We start from the raw sequence: 21,389 nt of genomic DNA on the forward strand, positions 1-21,389 counted from the left end.
GTATGCGCATCCTGTTCCTGACCGAGAACTTTCCACCCGAAACCAATGCCGCCGCCACCCGGGTGTCGGAACGCGCGCTGTACTGGGTCAAGGCCGGCCACGAGGTCACGGTCCTGACCTGCGCCCCCAATTTCCCCGGCGGCAAGCTGTTCGACGGCTGGGAGAACCGCTGGCGACAGGTTGGCGACCTGGACGGCATCCGGGTGGTGCGGCTCAAGACCTATATCGCCCCCAACGAGGGATTCGCCCGCCGCATCCTGGATTTCGTGTCGTTCATGGCCTCCGCCGTCGCCTTTGGCCTGTTCGAGCGCAAGCCCGACGTGGTGGTCGCGACCAGCCCGCAATTCTTCGCCGCCGTCGGCGGCTGGATGCTGGCCGGCCTGCGCGGCGTGCCGTTCGTGTTCGAACTGGGCGATCTGTGGCCGCGCTCCATCACCGCCGTCGGCGCCATGAGGGACAGCCTCGCCATCCGCTGGCTGGAAAGGCTGGAACTGTTCCTCTACCGCCGCTCGGCGGCGGTGGTGGCGCTGACGCGGGCCTTCAAGGACGACCTGATCCGCCGCGCCATCCCCGCCGACAAGATCGCGGTGGTGATCAACGGCGTCGATCTGCCGCGCTACGCGCCTCGCCCCAGGGATGCCGAACTGGCGGCGCGATGGGGCCTGGCGGATGCCTTCGTCATCGGCTATGTCGGCACCCACGGCATGGCGCACGGCCTGATCAACGTGCTGGACGCCGCCGAGCGGCTTCGCGATGTTCCCCGCATCAGGTTCCTGCTGGTCGGGGCCGGCGCCGAGCGCCAGATGCTGATGGACGAGGCGGCGCGGCGCGGCCTGGACAACGTGGTGTTCGGCCCGCCCCAGCCCAAGGAGATGATGCCCCGGGTATGGTCGCTGTGCGACGTGGCGCTGGTGCATCTGAAGGACTCGCCGGCCTTCGCCGAGGTGATTCCGTCCAAGATCTTCGAGGCCATGGGCATGGGCCTGCCGCTGCTGCTGGTGGCCCCCGAGGGCGAGGCCTCGCGCATCATCGAAGACGACGGGGCCGGGCTGTTCGTGCCTGCCGCCGACCCGCAAGGGCTGGCCGACGCCGCCCGGCGGCTGGAGGGCGACGACGGCCTGCTGGCCGGCCTGGCGGCGGCCAGCCTGGTGGCGGCGCCCCGCCACACCCGCCAGCGTCAGGCGGAACTGTTCATCGCGGTGCTGGATCTGGTGGTGGCCGGCCGGGGCCCCGCCGAGGCCGGGCGGATCGAGGGATGAGAGCCTGTCCGGGTCACCTGATCCGTCTGGCCCTGTCCCTGCCGCCCCGCATCGCCCTGGCCAAGGCGGCGGGATTCGCCCGGCGGCTGGCCGACCGCCATATCCAGGGATGGTTGCGCCGCGACCGCTGTTCCTATCCGCCATCGCCCGGCCGGCTGTGCCGTTGCCTGGACACGCTGGACGTCTCGATTCCGGATTCCTTTGGTGAAACGAGGCTGCTGCTGGAACATCGCTTCGACCTGCTGGGCTCCGGCCCGGTGCGGGTGACGCATGGGCAGCGCTATAACGGCTTCGGCCCCCATCGCTACGGCCCCCACCCTCCCCTGCTAGACGATTGGCGCGGCGCGGTGGCGGCAGGACTCAACCCCGGCAACCGGGCGCGGGCCAGGGCTATCCTCGACCTGATTCCCGATAGCTACGATCCCATCGACTGGCATGTGGATTTCGTCTCTGGCTTCCGCTGGTCGCCGGCCACCTGGGGCGGCGGCATCGCCTACGCCCATCTGCCGGGCGTCGATGTCAAGCTGCCGTGGGAACTGGCGCGGATGCAGCATCTGCCCCGGCTGGCGCTGCTGGCCGATGCCGGCACCGTGGCCGCCCTCGCCGCCGAATTCCGGGCCCAGGCGCTGGATTTCATCGGTTCCAATCCACCCGGCTGGGGGGTCAACTGGGCCTGCGCCATGGACGTGGCCATCCGCGCCGTCAATCTGATCCTGGCCTGGGAGATGTTCCGTGCCAGGGGGGCAGCGTTCGACGAGACGTTCGAGACCGAGCTGGCCGCATCGCTGCTGGCCCATGGCCGTCATGTGATGGCCCATCTGGAATGGAGCGAACTCCATCGCGGCAATCATTATCTGGCCGATATCTGCGGTCTGGCCGTCATCGCCCACGCCCTGCCCGACAGCCCGGAAAGCGTGGAATGGCGACACTTCGCCGCCGCCGAACTGAATGCCGAGATCCTGCGCCAGTTCACCCCCGACGGCGCCAATTTCGAGGCCTCCACCGCCTATCACCGCCTGTCGGCCGAGATGGCGACCGTCACGGCGGCGCTGCTGCTGGGCCGGGGCGAGCGCCTGTCGGGCGAGGCCATGGCGCGTCTGGCGGGAGCGGCCCGCTTCGCCGCCGACGTCGCCAAGCCTTCGGGCGAGATGATCCAGGTCGGCGACAACGATTCCGGCCGCTTCGTCCGGCTGGAGGCCGGGGACCGCCCGCTGGACATGGCGCCCGTGATCGCCGCCGCCAAGGGGCTGTTCGAGTTGGACCTGCCCTCTCCCCCCCATGCCGAACCGGTCACCCGGGTGGTGGCGGCGCTGGCCGGCGGCCGGCGGTTTGCCGCGCCCCCCCCGGCGAGGCCGGCGCTGCCGGCCGGCCCGGCCGAGGACGGCCCCTGTCTGCGCCTGCGGATCAAGCCGCCCGACCCGGCGGCGCTGAGCGGGCTTGAAGCGATCGCCTATCCCGATTTCGGACTGTTCCTCTGGCGCAACGCCAGGACCTTCGTTGCCGTGCGCTGCGGCCCCATCGGCCAGAACGGCCAGGGCGGCCACGCCCACAACGACCAACTGTCGGTGGAGATCGAGATCGACGGCGTCGCCTGGGCCCGCGACCCCGGCAGCTTCGTCTATACCGCCGATCTGGCCGAGCGCGACCGTTACCGTTCGGTCATGGCCCATTTCGCGCCGAGGCGGGGCCGCGACGAGCCTGCCCGCCTGCTGGCCCCGTTCCGGCTGGAGGATCGCGCCCATGCCGAACCGATCCGCTTCGGCGACGACTTCGTGGGACGCCACATGGGCTTCGGATCGCCGGTGTGGCGGCGCGTCGCCATCGAGGACGGCGCCATCGTGATCGAGGACCGGCCGGGCGAGGGCGAGCATCTCATCCGCTCGCCCGACGATCTGGCCCGCCTGTGGGGCCTGATCCTGCCGTTCTCGCCCGGCTATGGCCGCAAGGGTTAGCCGAGCAGGCTGCGCAGCATCCAGGCGGTCTTTTCGTGAACCTGCATGCGCTGGGTCAGCAGGTCGGCCGACGGCTCGTCGTGGGCCTCGTCCACCAGCGGGAAGATGGAACGCGCCGTCCGCACCACCGCTTCCTGATCCTTGACCAGAATGCGGATCATGTCCTCGGCCGAGGGGACGCCGTCCTCCTCCTTCAGCGAGGTCAGGGCGGCGAACTGGCGATAGCTGCCCGGCGCGGGAAAGCCCAGGGCGCGGATGCGCTCGGCGATCAGATCCACCGCCAGCGACAGTTCGGTGTACTGCGCCTCGAACATCAGGTGCAGGGTATTGAACATCGGACCGGTGACGTTCCAATGGAAGTTATGGGTCTTGAGATACAGCGTGTAGGTATCGGCCAGCAGCCGCGCCAACCCGTCGCCGATCTTCTGGCGGGTCTTCTCGTCGATGCCGATGTCGATACCGCCGCCCTTGGCGAGCTTGGACTTGCCCATGGTGTTCCTCCTGATGATCAACCGGACACGAGTCTACAACGTCGCGACGATCCCGCAATCCCCCAGATGGCAGGACCTCAGCGGACCTGTCCCCCGCCAACCACATAGCTGAGGCGGACGACGCCGTTGGGATGGGTCCTGGCCCCCAGCAGGGTCAGGCGGTTGGTCTGTTCCGAACGTTCGAACAGCGCCTTGCCGTCGCCCAACAGCACCGGCATGACGAACAGATCGAAATGATCGATGGCCCCGAGATCGAGGAAGGCGCGGATCGCCTTGGCGCCCCCCGCCACCCAGACGTCGCCCGGCGAGGTGGTCCGCAGTTCCTCGACCAGACGGCCGAGATCGCCGACCCAGGATTCCACGTTGTCGGGGGCGGTTTCCATGCCGCGCGACGTCACCACGATGGTGCGGGTGTCGCCATGCGGCCAGTGGCCCATGGCGTGCAGGTGATCGTAGGTGGTGCGCCCCATCACCAGGGTTCCGATGGAGGCGATGAAGGCGTCGAAGCCGTAATCCAGGTCGTCGAACGGCTTCAGCCACGCGATCGAGCCGTCCGGCGCGGCGATGTAGCCATCCAGGCTGGCGGCGATATAGGCCCGGAACCCGACCACTACGCCGCCGGCTTGGGCATGTACTTGTCGATATCGACCTCGTCGACCTGCTCGGGCCGGAGGTATTTCTCGGCATAGTCCTTCCAGATGCCGGACGTCAGGAACAGCCGCCACAAATCGGGATCGATATGCTGGTCCTTGACCATGAACGACATGATCTTGAGCGAATCCGACAAGGTCTTGGGCTTCTTGTAGGGGCGGTCGGCGGCGGTCAGCGCCTCGAAGATGTCGGCGATGGCCATGATGCGGGCCGGCAGCGACATCTCGTCGCGCTTCAGCCCCTTGGGATAGCCGGTTCCGTCCATCTTCTCGTGATGGCCGCCGGCCCATTCCGCCACCCGGGACAGGTTCTTGGGGAAGGGCAGCGCCTTCAGCATGAAGATGGTCTGAACGATGTGGTCGTTGATCTTGAATCGGTCCTCGTTGGTGAGCGTGCCGCGTCCGATGGACAGGTTGTAGATCTCGCCCAGGTCGTAGCGGTTCTCCAGCGGCTTCATCTTGAAGCCCTCGGCCTCGTAATGGGCGATGTCCACGGCGACTTCGTGGGGAATGACGTGCCAGGGCTTGTCGGCAAGCAGGCGCTCCGCCACCGGCGGCTTGGGCTCGTCGCCGGTGCGGCGCCGCATCTCGTCGATGGACAGCCCCAGGGTGTCGTCGATGGTCCGGACCCAGGTGCGCTCGCCGATCGCCTTCATGCGCTCGACCTTTTCCGGCGCCATGAACTCGCCGCCCACGTTGCACTCGGCGATGAAGGCGAAGTCGTCGTCGAGACGGGCCAGGTCCTCGTCCATGCGGGACTTGAGGGTGTCGGCATCCTCCTCGCCGGCGACGATGCCTTCCAGATAGGTGATGACGGCGTCGCGCTTCAGCACCTCGAAGCGCATGCGCACCTCGTGGATGCGGTTGTAGATGGTCTCCAGCTTGGTGGCCTTGTCGACGATGTATTCCGGCGTGGTCACCTTGCCGCAATCGTGCAGGCCGGCGGCGACCTCCAGTTCGTACCACTCGTCCTCGGTCAGCGAGAAGTCGGCGAACGGGCCGTCGGTGGCGTCGCAGGCGGCCTGCGCCATCATGAAGGTGATGGCCGGCACCCGGTGGCAGTGGCCGCCGGTATAGGGGCTCTTGGCGTCGATCGACCCGGCGATCACCTGGATGAAGCTCTTGAACAGGTTCTTCTGGGCCTCGATCAGGCGCTGGTTGTCCAGCGCCACCGCCGCCTGGCTGGCCAGCGCTTCGATCAGGGGCGTGATGTCGGGACCGAAGACGATGATCTTGTTGCGGCGGTCGCGGGCGTTGATCAGCTGAAGCACGCCGATCACCTCGCCCTCGTAGTTCTTCAGCGGCACCGTCAGGAATGATTTCGAGCGATAGCCGGTCTTGGCGTCGAACGCCTTGGTGCCGGCGAAGTCGAACTTGTCGACGTCGTAGGCGTCGGCGATATTGATGGTGGTGCCGGACAGGGCGCAGTAGCTGGAGACATTCTTGTGGTTGGGCGCCCCCTGATCGTCATAGAGCCGGAGCGGCGGGAACGGGATCGGCTTGCCGGTGGTCCCCCCCATGGCGATGTTCAGGGTATCGTTCAGCATGATCTCGAAGCACAGGCTGTCCTTGGCGTCGGCCATCAGGTAGAGGGTGCCGCCATCGGCGTTGCACATGCTTTTGGCGCCGTGGAGAATCTTCTCCATCAGCCGGTTGTGGTTGCGCTCCGCCGAGAGGGCGATGCCCAGCTCGATCAACGTGCGGTAGCGCTCTTCCTTCTGAGATACGGCCATGGGGCCTCGCTTCTCTCGATTCCACGGTAACCCTACAGGTAAAACCAGCCAGGGTGAAGTCAGGCCAATCCCTTATTTTCTCCTTCGTCATCATAGCACAAACTCATCGCCCCTTGACGCCAAAGCGTGTTCGTCGTCCCTTGTCGGAACCGCTGGAGGAGACCCGGAATGCCCTATGATTCGCTGCGCGACTTCATCGCCCGCCTGGAACGGACAGGCCGGCTGAAGCGGGTCGCGGCGCCGGTGTCGCCCCATCTGGAGATGACCGAGATCCAGACCCGCCTGCTGGCCGAGGGCGGGCCGGCGGTGCTGTTCGAGAATGTGGTGCGCTCCGACGGCTCGAAATATCCCATGCCGGTCCTGGTCAACCTGTTCGGCACGGTCGAGCGGGTCGCCTGGGGCATGGACCGCGAACCGCACCAGTTGCGCGAGGTGGGCGAGACCCTGGCCTTCCTCAAGCAGCCGGAACCGCCCGGCGGCTGGCGCGAAGCGCTGGAGATGCTGCCGCTGGCCCGTACCGTCATGGCCATGCGGCCCCGGACGGTCGGCAGCGCGCCGTGCCAGCAGGTGGTGCTGACCGGCGATCAGATCGACCTGTCGCGGCTTCCCATCCAGGGCTGCTGGCCGGGCGAGCCGGCGCCGCTGATCACCTGGCCGCTGGTGGTGACCCAAGGCCCCAACGCCGGCGACGACAAGCGCGACGGCTTCAATCTCGGCATCTACCGCATGCAGGTCACCGGCCGCGACACCACCTTGATGCGCTGGCTCAAGCATCGGGGCGGCGCCCAGCACTTCCAGCGCTGGACCGCGGCGGGCAAGGGGCCGATGCCGGCCGCCGTGGTGATCGGCGCCGACCCCGGCACCATCATCGCGGCGGTGACGCCGGTGCCCGAAACCTTGTCGGAATACCAGTTCGCCGGCCTGCTGCGCGGCCGCAAGGTCGATCTGGTGGAATGCAGGACGGTGCCGCTGAAGGTTCCGGCCGAGGCCGAGATCGTGCTGGAAGGCCACGTCATGCCCGACGAAAGCGGCCCCGAGGGACCCTATGGCGACCACACCGGCTATTACAACTCGGTGGAGGATTTCCCGGTCTTCCGCATCTCGGCCATCACCATGCGCAAGGACCCCATCTACCTGTCCACCTTCACCGGCCGGCCGCCGGACGAGCCCAGCGTGCTGGGCGAAGCCCTGAACGAGGTGTTCATTCCGCTGCTGACCCAGCAGTTTCCCGAGATCGTCGATTTCTGGCTGCCGCCCGAGGGCTGCTCGTACCGCATCGCCGTGGTCTCGATCAAGAAGGCCTATCCCGGCCACGCCAAGCGGGTGATGTTCGGAATCTGGAGCTTCCTGAAACAGTTCATGTACACCAAGTTCGTCATCGTGGTGGACGACGACATCAACGCCCGCGACTGGAAGGACGTCATGTGGGCGATCTCGACCCGGATGGACCCGGCCCGCGACATCACGGTGATCGAGGGCACCCCCATCGACTACCTGGATTTCGCCAGCCCGGAATCCGGACTGGGCGGCAAGCTGGGCCTGGACGCCACCAATAAGTGGCCGCCCGAGACCCATCGCGAATGGGGCGAGAAGATCCGCATGAGCGACGAGGTGATCGACACCGTCACCCGCCGCTGGGCCGAATTCGGCCTGCCCGGGTCGGGCCGGCCGATCTGGCGCTGATCCGCGCCGCCGAAGCCCCGAACACCCGGGATCAGCTGTCGTCGGGAACCACGGCGGTCGCCTCGATCTCCACCTTGGACGCCGAGGCGATCAGCCCCTTGACCTCGATCACCGCCATGGGCGGGAAATGGTCGCCGATGATGGCGCGATAGGCGGCACCGATGGCCTTGATGCCGGCCAGATACTCGGCGCGGTCGGTGATGTACCAGGTCAGCCGGACCAGGTGGTGGGGCTTGGCCCCCCCTACCTCCAGGATGCGGACGATATTGCGCAAAGCCTGCTCGAACTGGCCGGGCAGGTCCGGGCAACGGAACGTGTTGTGCTCGTCCCAGCCGACCACTCCGGCGGTGAAGATCATGCGCCCCCGGGCCGAGATGCCGTTGGCGTAGCCGCTGGGCCGGGGCCATTCCGGCGGATTGAGAAATTCCATGACGTATCCTTTCAGTGTTTCATGACCGCCCCAGACTGGACCGCGCCAGCATGGGGGCATGGAGAACCAGCCAGACGCCGAGGCCGAGCAGCCACAGTCCGGCCGAGACCGGCAGCAGCGCCAGAGGCGCCAGCCCCAGTTCGGCGCCCAGACGCGCCAGGGCGGCCAGCCCCATGGCCGCGAAGCCCCAGGCCATCACCGGAACCACCCTCAGCGGCCGGCCGGTGTGCTTCAGCGCCACCCGCGTCATCAGGCTGAGCTTGGTCAGGCCGATGCAGCCCAGGGTGAAGGCGTGAACCATGGCCGAGGGGGCCGGCCCCAGCCCCGCCGCCTCGGCCGCCTTCAGGACCAGCGCCGCCACCAGCCAGGCATGGCCGAGATGCATGGCGGCCAGCAATGGATTGCCCCGCGCCGCCCACCCCCGCCAGCCGGCCATGCGCAATGCCTGGAACAGGGCCGCCGCCAGGGCGATGGCCGCCACCGCGCCGTGCGGCAGACCGCCGAGATCGGCCAGGGCCAGCAGGGCCAGGGCCAGCGGCGCCGCCACTTCCAGCCATCGGCGGAAGACGGCGTCGCCACCGATGGCGGTGGCGGTGAAGATCGGGGTCAGGATGCCGCCGACGAAGCTGAACAGCAGCATCAGCCCGTAGAGGCCCAGCCGCAGGCCGAGGCGGGCCTGATCGGGCGCCTCGGTCAGGATGGCGTTATGAAAGGCCAGATTGCCGGCGACCTGGGCGGCGAGAATCAGCGGCAACAGGCGATAGAACCGGTTGGAGGCCCGCCAGACCCCCGGCGTCACCATCAGGGCCAGCAGCGGCAGATAGAGAAGATCGAGCATGGCCGCCGGCAACGGCGGCAGAAACAGCCCCAGCCGTCCCAGCCCCCAGACGGCCAGCAGCAGCAGCAGCCGGGAACCGGCGATGGCGGAGGTTCCCGCCCAGGACGGCAGGGCGGTCAGGATGAAGCCGCCGCTGATGGCGCCGGCGAAACCGTAGAGCATTTCATGGCCGTGCCACAGCGGCCGTCCCAGCCGATTGGCGAAGCCGCCGTGCTGGTCCAGCAGCCACAGCGCCACCACCGCCACCCCCCAGACGCAGCCGACCAGGAACATGGGGCGGAACCCGCTGCTCCACAGCGGCGGCGACGGCCGGGCGCGGTCGTCGTCATGGGGCATGCGGATTTCCTTCCATCCTATCGACAGCCCATGCGGGCAAGATGCCCGCGCTCCGGAAGTGGTGCATCCTCGCGGAGCGCGGGCCTCCGGCCCGCACGAGTCGTCGGACCAGGGTCTTAGTCCACCAGGGTCCACTGGCCGTTCTTGATTTCCAGCAGCCGCAGCGACGACAGGGTCAGCCCCAGATGATCGGTGGGCGACATGCTGACGACGCCGCTGGTTCCGATATAGCCGCTGGTCTTCTCGATCTCGTCCCTGATCCTGGCGCGGTCGGTCGACCCGGCCCGCACGACGGCCGACAGGGCGATCTGAAGCGCGTCATAGGCATGACCGCCGAAAGTGGAGACCTCGGTCTTGAACGCCGCCTCGGTCTCGGTCTTGAACTTCATGGTCACCGCCTTCTGCGGATCGTTGGCGGGCAACTGTTCCGCGACCAGCACCGCCGAGGCCGGCAGCCTGACGCCGTTGGTGGCGTCGATGCCGGCAAGGTCGATATAGCTCTTCGAGTTGACGCCGTGGGATTCGTAGAACGGCAGGCCGATGCCAAGCTGCTTGTAGTTCTTGGTGGTGATGGCCGCGGACTGGCCGAAGCCCAGATTGAACACCGCCTGGACGCCGGGAGTGTTCTTGATCTTGGTGAGCTGGGCGGTCATGTCCACGTCGGCGGGGCCATAGACCTCGTCGGCCAGGATGGAGATGCCGTGCGACGGCGCCAGTTCCTTGGTGGCGTTGCTGGCGGACTTGCCATAGCCGTCCAGGCCGTAGATCAGGGCGATCTTGCTGATGCCCCGCTTCTTCATGTCCATGAACACCTTTTCGGTGGCCATCTTGTCGGTATGCGGGGTCTTGAACACCCACTTCTTGACCGGATCGACGATGACGCCGCCGCCGGCGATGGAGATCATGGGAACCTGTTCGCGCTCCACATGCTGGATCACCGCCATGGTGTTGCCGGTCAGCGTCGGCCCGATGATCACGCTGACCTTGTCGGCCTCGATCAACCGGCGCACCAGCACCAGCGTCTTGTCGGCCTTGCCTTCGTCGTCGTAGGTGATCAGATCGATCTTGCGGTCGGCGACGCCGCCTTCCTTGTTGAGCTGATCCACGTACATCTTCAGGACCTTGGCCTCGGGATCACCCAACAACGAGGCCGGACCGGTAATGGACAGCACCGCCCCGATCCGGATCGGGTCGGCGGCCTGAACCTTGAACGGCAGAATGGCGAGGACGGCGGCGGCCGTCCCCAACAGAAAACGTCTCGATACTGACATGGTTGTTCCCTCCCTAGGACATGACTACTCCCAACCCGATCTTGCTTTTATTGGCGCGGAATTGCGCTTTGCCCGGCGGTGCCGGGCGGTATGGCCATATTGCCCGGCATCGCCGGGCGATGTCACATGTTGAAGCCGCCTGAGACCATCACCATCTCGCCGGTGATGTAATCGGCCTCGGGCAGGCACAGCAGATAGACCGAACCGGCGGCTTCTTCCGGCGTGCCGCCACGGCCCAGCGGAATCTGGCGGGCCATGGTGTCGAGCAATTCGGGATTGACGCCCATCTTGATCTCGCGGCCGGCGATGACGGCGCTGCTCTCGCCCGAGCCGGCCGGGGCGGTCATGCGGGTCTTGATCCAGCCGAAGGCGACGCAATTGACGTTGACGCCGTAGCGGCCCCATTCCTTGGCCATGGTCCGGGTCATGCCGACCACCGCCGACTTGCCGGCGGAATAGGCGATCTGGCCGGGATTGCCGCAGATGCCGCCCATGGAGGTCACGTTGACCACCTTGCGGGCGACGAACTGGCCGGCTTCTTTTTCCGCCTTGGCGGCGTTCTTGATGTAGTCGGCGGCGGCACGCAGCACCCGGAACGGCGCGGTGGCATGGACATCGATCATGGCGTACCACTGCTCGTCGCTCATCTTCTGGATGACCGAATCCCAGGCATAGCCGGCGTTGTTGACGATGATGTCGATGCGGCCGAATCCTTCCAGCGCCGCCTTGATGAAGCGGTCGCCGAAATCCTTGGCGGTGACGTCGCCCACCACGGCGATGGCGTCCGAGCCCAGCGCCTTGATGGCGGCCACCGTCTCGGCCGCCGGGGCCTCGTCGATGTCGTTCAGCACCACCTTGGCGCCTTCCCGGGCCAGCTTCAGCGCGATGGCCTGGCCGATTCCACGTCCCGATCCGGTCACCAGCGCGACCTTGCCGTCCAATTTCTTCATGATGTCACCTCCCAGCGTTCTTGTTGGTTAGGCCTGGGCCGGCACGATGCCGGCCTGGGCCAGTGAGTCGTAATCCCCGCCCAGCCCCGCCTCGGCCAGGATGGACCGGGTGTGCTCGCCGTAATGGGGCGGAAAGGCGAAGTCGTCGGCGCTGCCGGGCAGGTCCACCGCCTTGGGCTGCATGCGGACCTGCCGGCCGTCGGGCAGGCGGGTGGCGGTCAGCTTGTCGGCCAGCGCCGCCAGGGCGCGCACCTGCGGAATGGTATGGATGGCGGCATTGGGAATGGTGGCCTTGCGGAAGTCGTCGGCCAGTTCGCCGGCGTTGAAACGGGACGTGACGGCCCGCATGTCCGCGTGGATGGCCTCGCGGTCGGCGTGGCGACCGGCATTGGTCTCGCGGCCCGGCTTGGCCAGGGCGGCGAATTTCGGGCTTTCAGTCAGGCGGCGCCACTGCACGTCCGAACCGATGGCGACGAAGATGTAGCCGTCATTGGTGGGATAGGCGTTGGTGGGAATGAACTTGCGGTGCTCGTTGCCGCAGCGGGTAATCTCATTGGGCTGGCAGCCGAAATCCACCAGCGGCAGGGTGGTGATCAGCCACGACGCCGCCGCTTGCAGCATGGAGACGTCGATGCGGGTGCCAAGCCCGGTCTCGGCGCGTTCGGCCAGCGCGAGGCAAACGCCCGCGAACACCTCGTCGCCGGCCTTCAGGTCGATCACCGGCACACCGGCCAGGGTGGGCGGGCCATCGGCCTCGCCGGTCAGCTCCATGTAGCCGACCATGGCCTGAAGCGCCGGGTCATAACCGGGGATGTCGGGATAATCCGGCCCCATGGCCGAGATGCCGGCCCAGATCAGGTCGGACTTGGCCGTCTTCAGCCGGTCGTAATCGATGCCGAGCTGTTCATAACGCGACGGCAGGGTGTTGCAGCAGAACACGTCGGCGTCCAGTTCCCGGATCAGCCGGTGCAGCACCTCCTGGCCCTTGGGGTCCTTGAGGTTGAGCGCGATGGCTTCCTTGCCCACATTGGGGGCGACGAAGTACGAGCGGCGGTCGTCGTCCGCCACCACGCTGCCGATATAGCGGTTGGGATCGCCGGGCAGGCCGGGGCCGGAGCCGAAGGATTCGATCCGGATCACCCGCCAGCCCAGGTGAACGAAGCGCAGCGTCGCATAGGGCAGCGACAGCGCCTGTTCCATTGAGAGGATGGTGCGGCGCTTCACGACGCCGCTCCCTGCTTCAGGCCGCGATAGACCCGCTCGGGCGTGAAGGGCAGACTGGTCAGCCGCACGCCGGTGGCGTTCTCGATGGCGTTGCCGATGGCGGCGGCCATGCAGATCGCCGGGGCCTCGCCGACGCCCTTGGCGCCCTGGGGACCCTCGCCGTCCATGGTCTCGATGAACTCGATGCTCATCTCGGGAATCTCGGGGGCGGTGATCAGCTTGTAATCGGTGAAGCCGGCGTTCTTCAGGTGGCCTTCCACCATGATCATGTCCTCGGTCAGGGCATAGCCCTGTCCCATGACGATGCCACCCTCGATCTGGCCCTCGATGCCGAGGCGGTTGAGCACGCGGCCGACGTCGTGGGCCGCCCACACCTTCAGCAGAGTGACGATGCCGGTATCGGTGTCGACCTCGATCTCGACCACCTGGGTGGCCCAGGCATAGGCGGCAGAGACGTTGCCCTTGAAGCCCTTGTCCTGATGGACGCTGGGCGGCTCGTAGTAATGGCTGGTGGTGACCAGCTCGGCCTTGTCCGAGAAATGCAGCGAGCGCAGCAGCTTGGCCAGCGGCATCACCGATTCGCCGTCCTCGGCGCGGATGACGTGGCCGCCCCTGAGGTCAAGCTGTTCGGCGGGCAGGTTGGACAGGCCGGCCGCCGCCGCCAGGATCTTGGCCTTGGCCTTCCGGGCCGCGCCCACCGCCGAATTGCCGGCGATGAAGGTGGTGCGGCTGGCGTGGACGCCCACGTCCCAGGGCGTGATGTCGGTGTCGTTGTTGACCACGGTGACCGCGCTCATGGGCACGCCCAGCTCCTCGCACACCAGCTGCGCCAGCACGGTTTCCGAGCCCTGGCCGATCTCGGAGGCGCCGGTCATGATGGTGACGTGGCCGAAATCGTCCAGCTTGATGTTGGTGCCGCAACCGTCCGACGGATAGATCTTGGCGCCGCCGCCCACATGCAGCATCGAGGCCATGCCGATGCCGCGCTTGACGCCGCCGACGGCGCCCTTCCGGGCGGCGTAGGCGGAGCGCTTGGCGGCGAAATCGCTGTCCCTGGCCGCCAGGGTCAGGCAGTCCTGAAGGCCGCAGGTCTTGAAATCCATCCCCTGGGGGGTGACCTCGCCCGCCACCTGGGCGTTCTTCATGCGGAAGTCCAGGGCGTCCATGCCGATGGCGTCGGCCATCTTGTCCATGTGGGCTTCGATGGCGAAGGTGGCCTGGAGGTTGCCGTAGCCCCTGAACGAGCCGGCATAGGGGTTGTTGGTGTAGACCGCCTTGGTGTGATAGAGGCAGTGCGGCACCCGGTAGAGCGACGAGAAGGTCTGCATCATCACGAAGGGGATGGTGGCCCCCCACGAGGTGTAGCCGCCGTTGTCCAGCAAGATGTCGACGGTGCGGAAGGTGAGCGTGCCGTCCTTCTTTGCGCCCGAGCGCAGCCGCACGATGGCGGGCTGGCGGGTGGGCGACGCCAGGAATTCCTCGGCCCGCGTGAACACCAGCTTGACCGGCCGACGGGTGGCCTGGGCCAGATAGACGCAGATGGGCTCGAACGGATAGATGTCGAGCTTCGAGCCGAAGCCGCCGCCGATGGGCGGCTGGATGATGCGGATGCGACCCGGGTCCATGCCCAGCACCTCGGCGAACTCGCGCTTGTGCAGGAACGGCACCTGGGTGTTGGAGTACAGCGTCAGGTTGCCCGAGGTGGCCTCGAAATCGGCGATGATGCCGCTGACGCCCATGCAGCAATGGGTCACCCGGTGCAGGGTGAAGGTATCTTCCACCACCACGTCGGATTCGGCCTCGCCCGCCACGACGTCGCCGTGGCTGTAGTCGAACGCCATGGCGACGTTGTCGGGCTTGGACTCGTGGATCACCGGGGCGCCGGGCCGCAGCGCCGCCTCGGGATCGAACAGCGGCGCAAGGTCCTCGTATTCCACCTTGATCAGCCGGAGGGCCTGGGCGGCGATTTCCTCGCTCTCGGCCGCCACCGCCGCGATCTCGTCGCGCTCGCAGCGGACGCGCTCGCCCTTCAGCGGCGGGTTGTCCTTGTTGACGCCCAATCCCTTCTGGGGAAGATCCTTGGCGGTCAGCACCGCGTGGACGCCCGGCAGCGCCCGGGCGGCCGAGGTGTCGATGGATTTGATGATGGCGTGGACCCGGTCGGTGCGCAGGATCATGCCGACCAACTGGCCCGGCAGGTTGATGTCGTGGATATAGCGGGTCTTGCCGGCGGTCTTCTCGGGAGCGTCCATCTTGGTGAGGCGCTTGCCGATCAGGCTGTCCTTCTCGATCACGGTCATGGCGATTGCCTCACGAATTGGTGCCGCTCACGGCGGCGACGGCGTCGACGATCTTCTTGTAGCCGGTGCAGCGGCAGATATTGCCTTCCAGGCCGCGCTTGATGGTGGCGCGGTCGGCATGGGGCTGCTTGTCCAGGGTGTGCTTGGCCTGCACCACCATGCCGGGGGTGCAGAAGCCGCACTGGACGCCGCCATGGTCGACGAAGGCCTGGCGCAAGCCATCGGCCGAGCGGTCGATGGCGACGCCCTCGATGGTGACGATGGCGCGGCCGTCGCAATCGGCGGCGAACATCAGGCAGGCGTTGGCCGACTTGCCGTCAACCAGGATGGTGCAGGCGCCGCATTCGCCCTCGCCGCAGCCGTACTTGGTGCCGGTCAGGCCCAGGATCTCGCGCAGCATGACCAGGGTGCTGAGGGTGGGATCGACGGAAATCCGCTTGGGCATTCCGTTCAGGGTGAAGGTGATCTCAATGGTCGGCGACATCGTTCAGCACCTTCCGCAGGAGGTTGTGGACCAGTTCGCGGCGGTACCAGGCGGTGGCCCGCACGTCGTCGATGGGGGTGATCTCGGCCATGGCGGTTTCGGCCGCCTTGGCGATCAGCGCGGGGGTGAGGCGTTGACCTTCCAGCAGCGCCTCGGTCCCGGGACCGCGCATCGGAGTGGGGCCGACGGCGCCGAAGGCAACCCGGACATTGGCGAGGCCGGCCGGCGTCAACTCGGCCTTGAAGCCCAGCGACACCGCCGAGATATCGAGCGCCGGCCGGGTGCCGAACTTGACGAAGCGCGACACGGTGCGCAGCCGGGGCATCGGAACGTAGATGGCGGTCAGCAGTTCCTCGGGCTGGCGCAGGGTCCGGCCCGGTCCGGTGAAGAAGCCGTTGATGGGCAGGCGGCGCCGGCCGGAGGCGGAGGCCAGTTCCACCTCGGCATCCAGCACCAGCAGCGGCACCAGGGTGTCGCCGGCCGGAGAGGCGTTGCAGACATTGCCGCCGATGGTGGCCATGTTGCGCACCTGGTCCGAGGCGAAGCGGTCGGCGGCCTCGGCCAGCAGCGGCAACGCCTTGGCCAGGGTGGCGTCTTCCCGCAACTGGTTGATGGTGGTCAGCGCGCCGATGCGGACGCTTTCGCCCTCGATCGAATGGCCGGCCAGTTCGGGTAGGCGGCGGATGTTGAGCAGAACGGGCCTGAGCCGCGTCTTGCCGCCGTGGGACTGGACCATCAGGTCGGTCCCGCCGGCCAGGATGGTGGCGTTGCCGCCGGCCAGCGCGGCAAGCGCGTCGTCGAGGCTGGCGGGGGCGAGGTATCGTTCGATGGCGGTCATTGGCCGTTCATCCTTGTGTCCTATGATCTATCCCGACCTCATCCTTCGAGGCTTCGCACCTCAGGATGAGGCATTCACACATCCTCATCCTGAGGAGGCCCGAACGGGCCGTCTCGAAGGATGACGGACGCATTCAAAACACGATCGGTTCGCGGTAGCGGCCGAAGGCCGCCACCAGCCGTTGGGTCATCTCGCCGACGCTGGCATAGGTCCTGACCGCGTCCACCAGGGCCGGCATGACGTTGACACCCGCGCGGGCGTCCTTTTCCAGCCGGTCGAGCGCCGCCGCCACCTGGGCGTTGTCGCGCTCGGCCCGGACCTTGTTCAGGGCGTCGACCTGGGCCTTGGCGTCGGCCTCGTCGTAGGGATGGAATTCCACGTCATGGTCTTCCTCCTCGATGCGGTAGCAATTGACGCCGACCTTGCGGAAATCGCCGGTCTCGATGCGCCGCTGCATCTGGTAGGCCTGGGCCGAGACCGCCGCCTGGGCGGTGCCGTCGGCGATCTGCTTGACGATGCCGCCGCGCGCGTCGATATCGGCCATGATCTCGACCATCTTGTCGCGCATCTGGTTGGTCAGGGTCTCGACGAACCACGACCCGGCCAGCGGATCGACGGTGTCGGCCAGCCCCATTTCCTCGACCAGCATCTGCATGGTGCGCAATGAGATGCGGGCCGAATACTCGGTGGGGATGGTGTAGGCCTCGTCGTACGAGCACAGCGCCATGGTCTGGGTGCCGGACAGGGCGCTGATCAGGGCGTAATAGGCGCCGCGCACGATATTCAGCTCGGGCTGTTCGTGGGTCAGGCCGCCGCCGCCGCCGGCCGCGATCATGCGCATCCACATGGAGCCGGGGTCCTGGGCGCCGTATTCCTCCTTCATGATCCTGGCCCACAGGCCGCGGGCGGCGCGGAACTTGGCCACCTGCTCGAACAGGTTGCCGAAGATGTTGAAGTTGAATGACAGCCGGCCGGCGAACTCGTCGATGGCGAGGCCGCGCTTCAGGGTCTCGTCGGCATAGGCCTTGGCGATGCAGAAGGCATAGGCCATTTCCTGGGCCGGATTGGCGCCGGATTCGCGGATGTGATAGCCGCAGACGCTGACCGGGCTGTATTTCGGCGCGTGCTGGGCACAGTACTCGATGGTGTCGCCCACCAGCCGGATGGAATGCTCCACCGGGAAGATCCAGGTGCCGCGCCCGATGAATTCCTTCAAAATGTCGTTCTGGGCGGTGCCGCGCAGCTTCTTCACGTCATAGCCGCGCTTTTCCGCCATCACCAGGAACATGGCGATCAGGATGGCGGCGGCGCCGTTGATGGTCAGCGACACGGTGATGGCGTCGAGGTCGATGCCGTCGAAGGCGATCTCGAAATCCCTCAGGGTATCGATGGCCATGCCGACCCGGCCGACCTCGCCCTCGGCCATGGGATCGTCGGAATCGAAGCCGATCTGGGTCGGCAGGTCGAAGGCGACGTTCAGCCCGGTCTGGCCGTTGGCAATCAGGTACTTGAAACGCTGGTTGGTGTCGTGGGCGTTGCCGAAGCCGGCGTATTGCCGCATGGTCCACGGCCGCTTGCGGTACATCTGGGCGTGGATGCCCCGGGTGAACGGGTATTGTCCGGGGTCGCCCACATGCTGGAGGCCACCGGTGGCCTCCACGTCCTCGGCCGTGTAGACCGTCTTGATCTCGATGCCGGATTCGTTGACGACCCGGCGCTGGGTGGGGCGGTCGGCACTCATTTCACCTGCTCCTTGATGAAGGCGGCGATCTCGTCGAGCTTGCTGCTGGTCGGGAAGATGCCGGTGAAGCCCAATTGGCGCAGTTCGGCATGGTCGGAGGCCGGCACGTTGCCGCCGATCATCCACACCTTGTCCTGGAGGCCGCGTTCCTCCAGCAGCACCTTCAGCTTGCGGCAGAACGGCATGTGCGAGCCGGCCATGCTTGAGAGGCCGATGACGTCGACGCCTTCCTCAAGCGCGGCGTTGGCCACCGCGATGGGAGTCTGGCGCAGGCCGGTGTAGATGACCTCGAAGCCGGCGGCCATCAGGCCGCGCACCACGATCTTGGCGCCCTGGTCGTGGCCGTCCAGTCCCGGCTTGGCGATCAGCACGCGGATGCGACGATCTGTCATGACGCAAGCTCCTTGCCGATGATCATTTTGAGGATTTCGCTGGTGCCGCCCCCGATCAGGGTGAAGCGGATGTCGCGCAGATAGCGCTGCACCGGGTATTCCATGGCGAAGCCGTAGGAGGCCAGCACCCGGGCCGCCTGATCGCAGGTCCGCGCGGCGGCTTCGGTGGCGAACAGCTTGGCCATGGCCGCCTGCTGGGCGTGGGGACGCCGGTTGTCCTTCAGCCAGGCGGCGTAGCGGACCAGCTGCTCGGCCGCCTCCAGATCGGTGGCCATCTCGGCCAGCTTGAATTGAATCGCCTGGAAGGCGGCGATGGGCTTGCCGAACTGCTTGCGCTCGCCGGCATAGCGGATCGCCTCGGCCAGGGCGGCCCGCGCCACCCCGTTGGCCATGGCGCCGGTGATGATGCGGATTTCCGACAAGATGGTGCGCAGGTGGCCCTCGCCGTCGCCGATCTCCTTGGACAGCATGTTGCCGTCGGGGACGAAGCATTCGTCGAAGGCGACCTCGGAGGTCGGCAGCGCCCACACCCCCATCTTCTCGATGGAACGCCCCACCGTCAGGCCGGGGAAACCCTTCTCCACCAGGAAGATGGTCAGCTTGCGCTCGGCGCCGGCCCTGGCGAACACCGTGAAGAAGTCGGCCATGGGCGCCGAGGTGATCCAGGTCTTCTGGCCGCTGATCTTCCAGCCGCCATCCACCTTGGTCGCCGTGGTGCTGATGCCACTGAGATCCGAGCCGGCATTGGGCTCGGTCATGCAGATGGCGCCGATCTTCTCGCCCCGTAGCGCCGGGACCAGCAGGCGGTCCTTGATGTCGCCATTGCCCAGCAGGTGCAGGAAATTGGTTCCCATCAAAGCCTGCATGGCCGCCGCGCCCGCCAGGGACAGCGAGCCCCTGGCGATTTCGGACAGCGCCAGGCAGAAGGTGGCGAGATCGATGCCGAGACCGCCAACCTCCTCGGGATAGCGCATGCCGAAGAAGCCCAGCTCGCCGAGGCGGGCGAACAGCGCCCGGGGGAATTCGTGCGCTTCGTCCAGCGCGGCGGCGGCGGGGGCCACCTCGCGATCGACGAAGCGGGCGAAGGTCTCCTGAATGGCCCGCTGATCCTCGGTCAGGTCGAAGTCCATCGGTCTCAGCCCTTCCAGCCATAGGCCGAACGCGCCTGCCCGGTCGAGATGACGCCGTTGCGGATCTCGCGCTCCAGTTGGGCGCGGTCGCGCTTGGTGGGGTCGCCATAGCCGCCGCCGCCGCCGGCCAGCTGGTGATAGACGGTCCCCTTGGGCACGCCGGTGATCAGGTCCTTGTTGCGCGGCACCACCCGCTTGCCGTCGGGATAGATCAGCTCGATCAGGTTCAACGTCGAATCGCCGCCGCCGAACAGGCCGAAGGCGGGCTCGAAATCGCCGTCACCGAAGGTGACCAACTGGGTATCGTCCGAGCCGATGACGAACTCGGTCTCGACCCCCAGGCCGCCGCGCCACTGGCCGGGGCCGGCGGAATCGGCGGTGTATTCGTGCTTGACCAGCAGATGCGGCGTGGTCTGCTCGAACATCTCGTAATCCTGGTCCAACAGACCGCCCGAGGCGTCGATCATGCCGATATGGTCATAGCCGTCGGTGCCCAGCATGGCGCCCGAGCCGCCCTTCAGCCCCATGAAGCCGATATCGACGTACTTTTCACCGCGCTTGGGGTCGATGCCGGTGGTCAGCGAGCACAGCAGGTTGTTCCAGCCGGCGGTGACCCGGTCCGGGATCACCGGGGCCAGCGCCCGGATGATGGAATCGGCGTTGGGCGGGCAGAGATGGTTGCCGAAGGTGGTGGCCTTGGGATAGCTGGCGTTGAGGATGGTGCCCTCGGGAATGATGATCTCGATCGGCTTGATCATGCCCTCGTTGTGGGGGATGTCCGGGTTCACCATTTGCAGCAGGGTCAGCACGGTGGCCGAGGCCGACGAGGTGAAGGTGCCGTTGACGAAGCCGTCGGTCTGCGGATCGGACCGGGTATAGTCGAAGGTGATGGAACGGTCCCTGACGGTGATGTCGACCCGGATGGTGAACACCGTGCCCTCGTGATGACCGTCGTAATAGACCTTGCCCTCGCCGGAATAGGTGCCGTTGGGGATCTTTTCCAGTTCGGCCTCCATCATCCGCCTTGTGGCGTCGAACAGCGCCTGCTTGTGGGCCAGGAAGCTGGAAAGGCCGTACTTGGTCAGGCATTCCAGGAACCGGCGCTCGCCCACCGTGCAGGCGCCCATCTGGGCGCGCATGTCGTGCTGGACGATGTCGAGGCGGATGTTGGCGAAGATCAGGTCCCAAACGTCCTTGCGGAACACGCCCTTGTCGTAGATCTTGACCGGCGGGATGCGCAGCGCCTCCTGCCACACTTCCTTGGCGTTGGGATTGTAGCCGCCCGGCACGTTGCCGCCGATGTCGGCCTGATGGCCCTTGACGGCGGTCCAGCCCACCAGGGTTCCGTCCAGGAAGATCGGCTTGTAGACGGCGACGTCGTTGTTCTGGTTGCCCATGGAAAAGACGTCGTTGTGGAAGATGACGTCGCCGGGGTGGATGTCGCCCTTGAAGTATTCCAGGATGTACTTGCAAACCGGGGCCAGCGAGAACGCCAGGATCGGCAGGTTCTCGGTCTGCTCCAGCATGTTGCCGTCGGCGTCGTACAGACCGGTGACGAAGTCCTTGGCCTCGCACAGGATGGGCGAGCGGGTGGTCTTCTGCACCGATATGCTCATCTCGTCGGTGATCGACTTGAAGGTGCGCGCATAGACCGACAGCAGGATGGGATCGACTTTGGTCATGGCGG

At 66.8% G+C, this 21,389-nt stretch carries 18 protein-coding genes; 3 read left to right on the forward strand and 15 right to left on the reverse strand.

The annotated features are described in order from the left end of the window. Window positions 1-2: 2 nt before the first annotated feature. Together MTBSS4_RS00170 and MTBSS4_RS00175 are read left to right on the forward strand one after the other, a co-directional pair. Complete coding sequence (locus tag MTBSS4_RS00170) at window positions 3-1,259, forward strand: glycosyltransferase family 4 protein (RefSeq protein ID WP_173981362.1); 1,257 nt, start codon at window positions 3-5, stop codon at window positions 1,257-1,259. After that, window positions 1,256-3,211: a heparinase II/III family protein gene (locus tag MTBSS4_RS00175; RefSeq protein WP_173981363.1), complete on the forward strand. Its 1,956-nt coding sequence runs from the start codon at window positions 1,256-1,258 to the stop codon at window positions 3,209-3,211. The genes MTBSS4_RS00170 and MTBSS4_RS00175 overlap by 4 nt, the downstream gene beginning before the upstream one ends. Here the strand turns inward: MTBSS4_RS00175 and MTBSS4_RS00180 are convergent. The 3 genes from MTBSS4_RS00180 to MTBSS4_RS00190 all read right to left on the reverse strand — a co-directional run bounded on the left by MTBSS4_RS00180 (window position 3,208) and on the right by MTBSS4_RS00190 (window position 6,085). Beyond that, window positions 3,208-3,702 carry a Dps family protein gene (locus MTBSS4_RS00180; protein WP_173981364.1) on the reverse strand — a complete coding sequence of 165 codons (495 nt, stop codon included), beginning with the start codon at window positions 3,700-3,702 and terminating at the stop codon, window positions 3,208-3,210. The two genes, MTBSS4_RS00175 and MTBSS4_RS00180, sit on opposite strands and share 4 nt — an antisense overlap. A gap of 77 nt (window positions 3,703-3,779) precedes the next feature. After that, window positions 3,780-4,313 (reverse strand): dihydrofolate reductase family protein, encoded by a 534-nt coding sequence (locus tag MTBSS4_RS00185; protein WP_173981365.1) that lies wholly within the window; start codon window positions 4,311-4,313, stop codon window positions 3,780-3,782. Next, a complete protein-coding gene (locus MTBSS4_RS00190) occupies window positions 4,313-6,085 on the reverse strand; it encodes an HD family phosphohydrolase (RefSeq protein WP_173981366.1) in 1,773 nt (590 codons plus the stop codon). Before MTBSS4_RS00190 ends, MTBSS4_RS00185 begins: the two co-directional genes overlap by 1 nt. A 168-nt stretch (window positions 6,086-6,253) precedes the next feature. Between MTBSS4_RS00190 and MTBSS4_RS00195 the strand changes: the two genes are divergently transcribed. Next, window positions 6,254-7,768 (forward strand): UbiD family decarboxylase, encoded by a 1,515-nt coding sequence (locus tag MTBSS4_RS00195; protein WP_173981367.1) that lies wholly within the window; start codon window positions 6,254-6,256, stop codon window positions 7,766-7,768. 31 nt (window positions 7,769-7,799) lie between these two features. On the opposite strand, the gene MTBSS4_RS00200 is transcribed toward MTBSS4_RS00195, so the two are convergent. From MTBSS4_RS00200 to MTBSS4_RS00255, 12 genes are all read right to left on the reverse strand, one after another. Then, window positions 7,800-8,198, reverse strand: coding sequence for a RidA family protein (locus tag MTBSS4_RS00200; protein WP_173981368.1), 399 nt, complete (start codon window positions 8,196-8,198; stop codon window positions 7,800-7,802). A 19-nt stretch (window positions 8,199-8,217) separates the two neighbouring features. Beyond that, window positions 8,218-9,372: an NnrS family protein gene (locus MTBSS4_RS00205; RefSeq protein WP_173981369.1), complete on the reverse strand. Its 1,155-nt coding sequence runs from the start codon at window positions 9,370-9,372 to the stop codon at window positions 8,218-8,220. Between the two features lie 116 nt (window positions 9,373-9,488). After that, the gene (locus MTBSS4_RS00210; protein ID WP_173981370.1) at window positions 9,489-10,643 is read right to left on the reverse strand and encodes an ABC transporter substrate-binding protein; all 1,155 of its coding nucleotides are present in this window, start codon (window positions 10,641-10,643) and stop codon (window positions 9,489-9,491) included. Between the two features lie 122 nt (window positions 10,644-10,765). Next, window positions 10,766-11,593: an SDR family NAD(P)-dependent oxidoreductase gene (locus tag MTBSS4_RS00215; RefSeq protein WP_173981371.1), complete on the reverse strand. Its 828-nt coding sequence runs from the start codon at window positions 11,591-11,593 to the stop codon at window positions 10,766-10,768. A 27-nt stretch (window positions 11,594-11,620) separates the two neighbouring features. Then, a complete protein-coding gene (locus MTBSS4_RS00220; protein ID WP_173981372.1) occupies window positions 11,621-12,817 on the reverse strand; it encodes a CaiB/BaiF CoA-transferase family protein in 1,197 nt (398 codons plus the stop codon). After that, on the reverse strand, window positions 12,814-15,117 hold the full coding sequence (locus MTBSS4_RS00225) for a xanthine dehydrogenase family protein molybdopterin-binding subunit (protein ID WP_173981373.1): 2,304 nt from the start codon (window positions 15,115-15,117) through the stop codon (window positions 12,814-12,816). Before MTBSS4_RS00225 ends, MTBSS4_RS00220 begins: the two co-directional genes overlap by 4 nt. A 10-nt stretch (window positions 15,118-15,127) precedes the next feature. Then, entirely contained in the window at window positions 15,128-15,601 is a 474-nt protein-coding gene (locus MTBSS4_RS00230) for a (2Fe-2S)-binding protein (protein WP_173981374.1), read from the reverse strand. After that, entirely contained in the window at window positions 15,585-16,439 is an 855-nt protein-coding gene (locus tag MTBSS4_RS00235) for a xanthine dehydrogenase family protein subunit M (RefSeq protein WP_173981375.1), read from the reverse strand. Before MTBSS4_RS00235 ends, MTBSS4_RS00230 begins: the two co-directional genes overlap by 17 nt. Before the next feature lie 133 nt (window positions 16,440-16,572). Further along, a complete protein-coding gene (locus MTBSS4_RS00240) occupies window positions 16,573-18,180 on the reverse strand; it encodes a methylmalonyl-CoA mutase (protein ID WP_173981376.1) in 1,608 nt (535 codons plus the stop codon). Further along, a complete protein-coding gene (locus MTBSS4_RS00245; protein WP_173981377.1) occupies window positions 18,177-18,572 on the reverse strand; it encodes a cobalamin B12-binding domain-containing protein in 396 nt (131 codons plus the stop codon). The genes MTBSS4_RS00240 and MTBSS4_RS00245 overlap by 4 nt, the downstream gene beginning before the upstream one ends. Further along, window positions 18,569-19,702, reverse strand: coding sequence for an acyl-CoA dehydrogenase family protein (locus MTBSS4_RS00250; protein WP_173981378.1), 1,134 nt, complete (start codon window positions 19,700-19,702; stop codon window positions 18,569-18,571). Before MTBSS4_RS00250 ends, MTBSS4_RS00245 begins: the two co-directional genes overlap by 4 nt. Before the next feature lie 5 nt (window positions 19,703-19,707). After that, window positions 19,708-21,384, reverse strand: a complete 1,677-nt coding sequence (locus tag MTBSS4_RS00255; RefSeq protein WP_173981379.1) for a hydantoinase B/oxoprolinase family protein — start codon at window positions 21,382-21,384, stop codon at window positions 19,708-19,710. Window positions 21,385-21,389: the final 5 nt, after the last annotated feature.

This window comes from Magnetospirillum sp. SS-4 (assembly GCF_902729425.1).
In the GTDB taxonomy this organism is placed as follows: Bacteria; Pseudomonadota; Alphaproteobacteria; order Rhodospirillales; family Magnetospirillaceae; genus Phaeospirillum.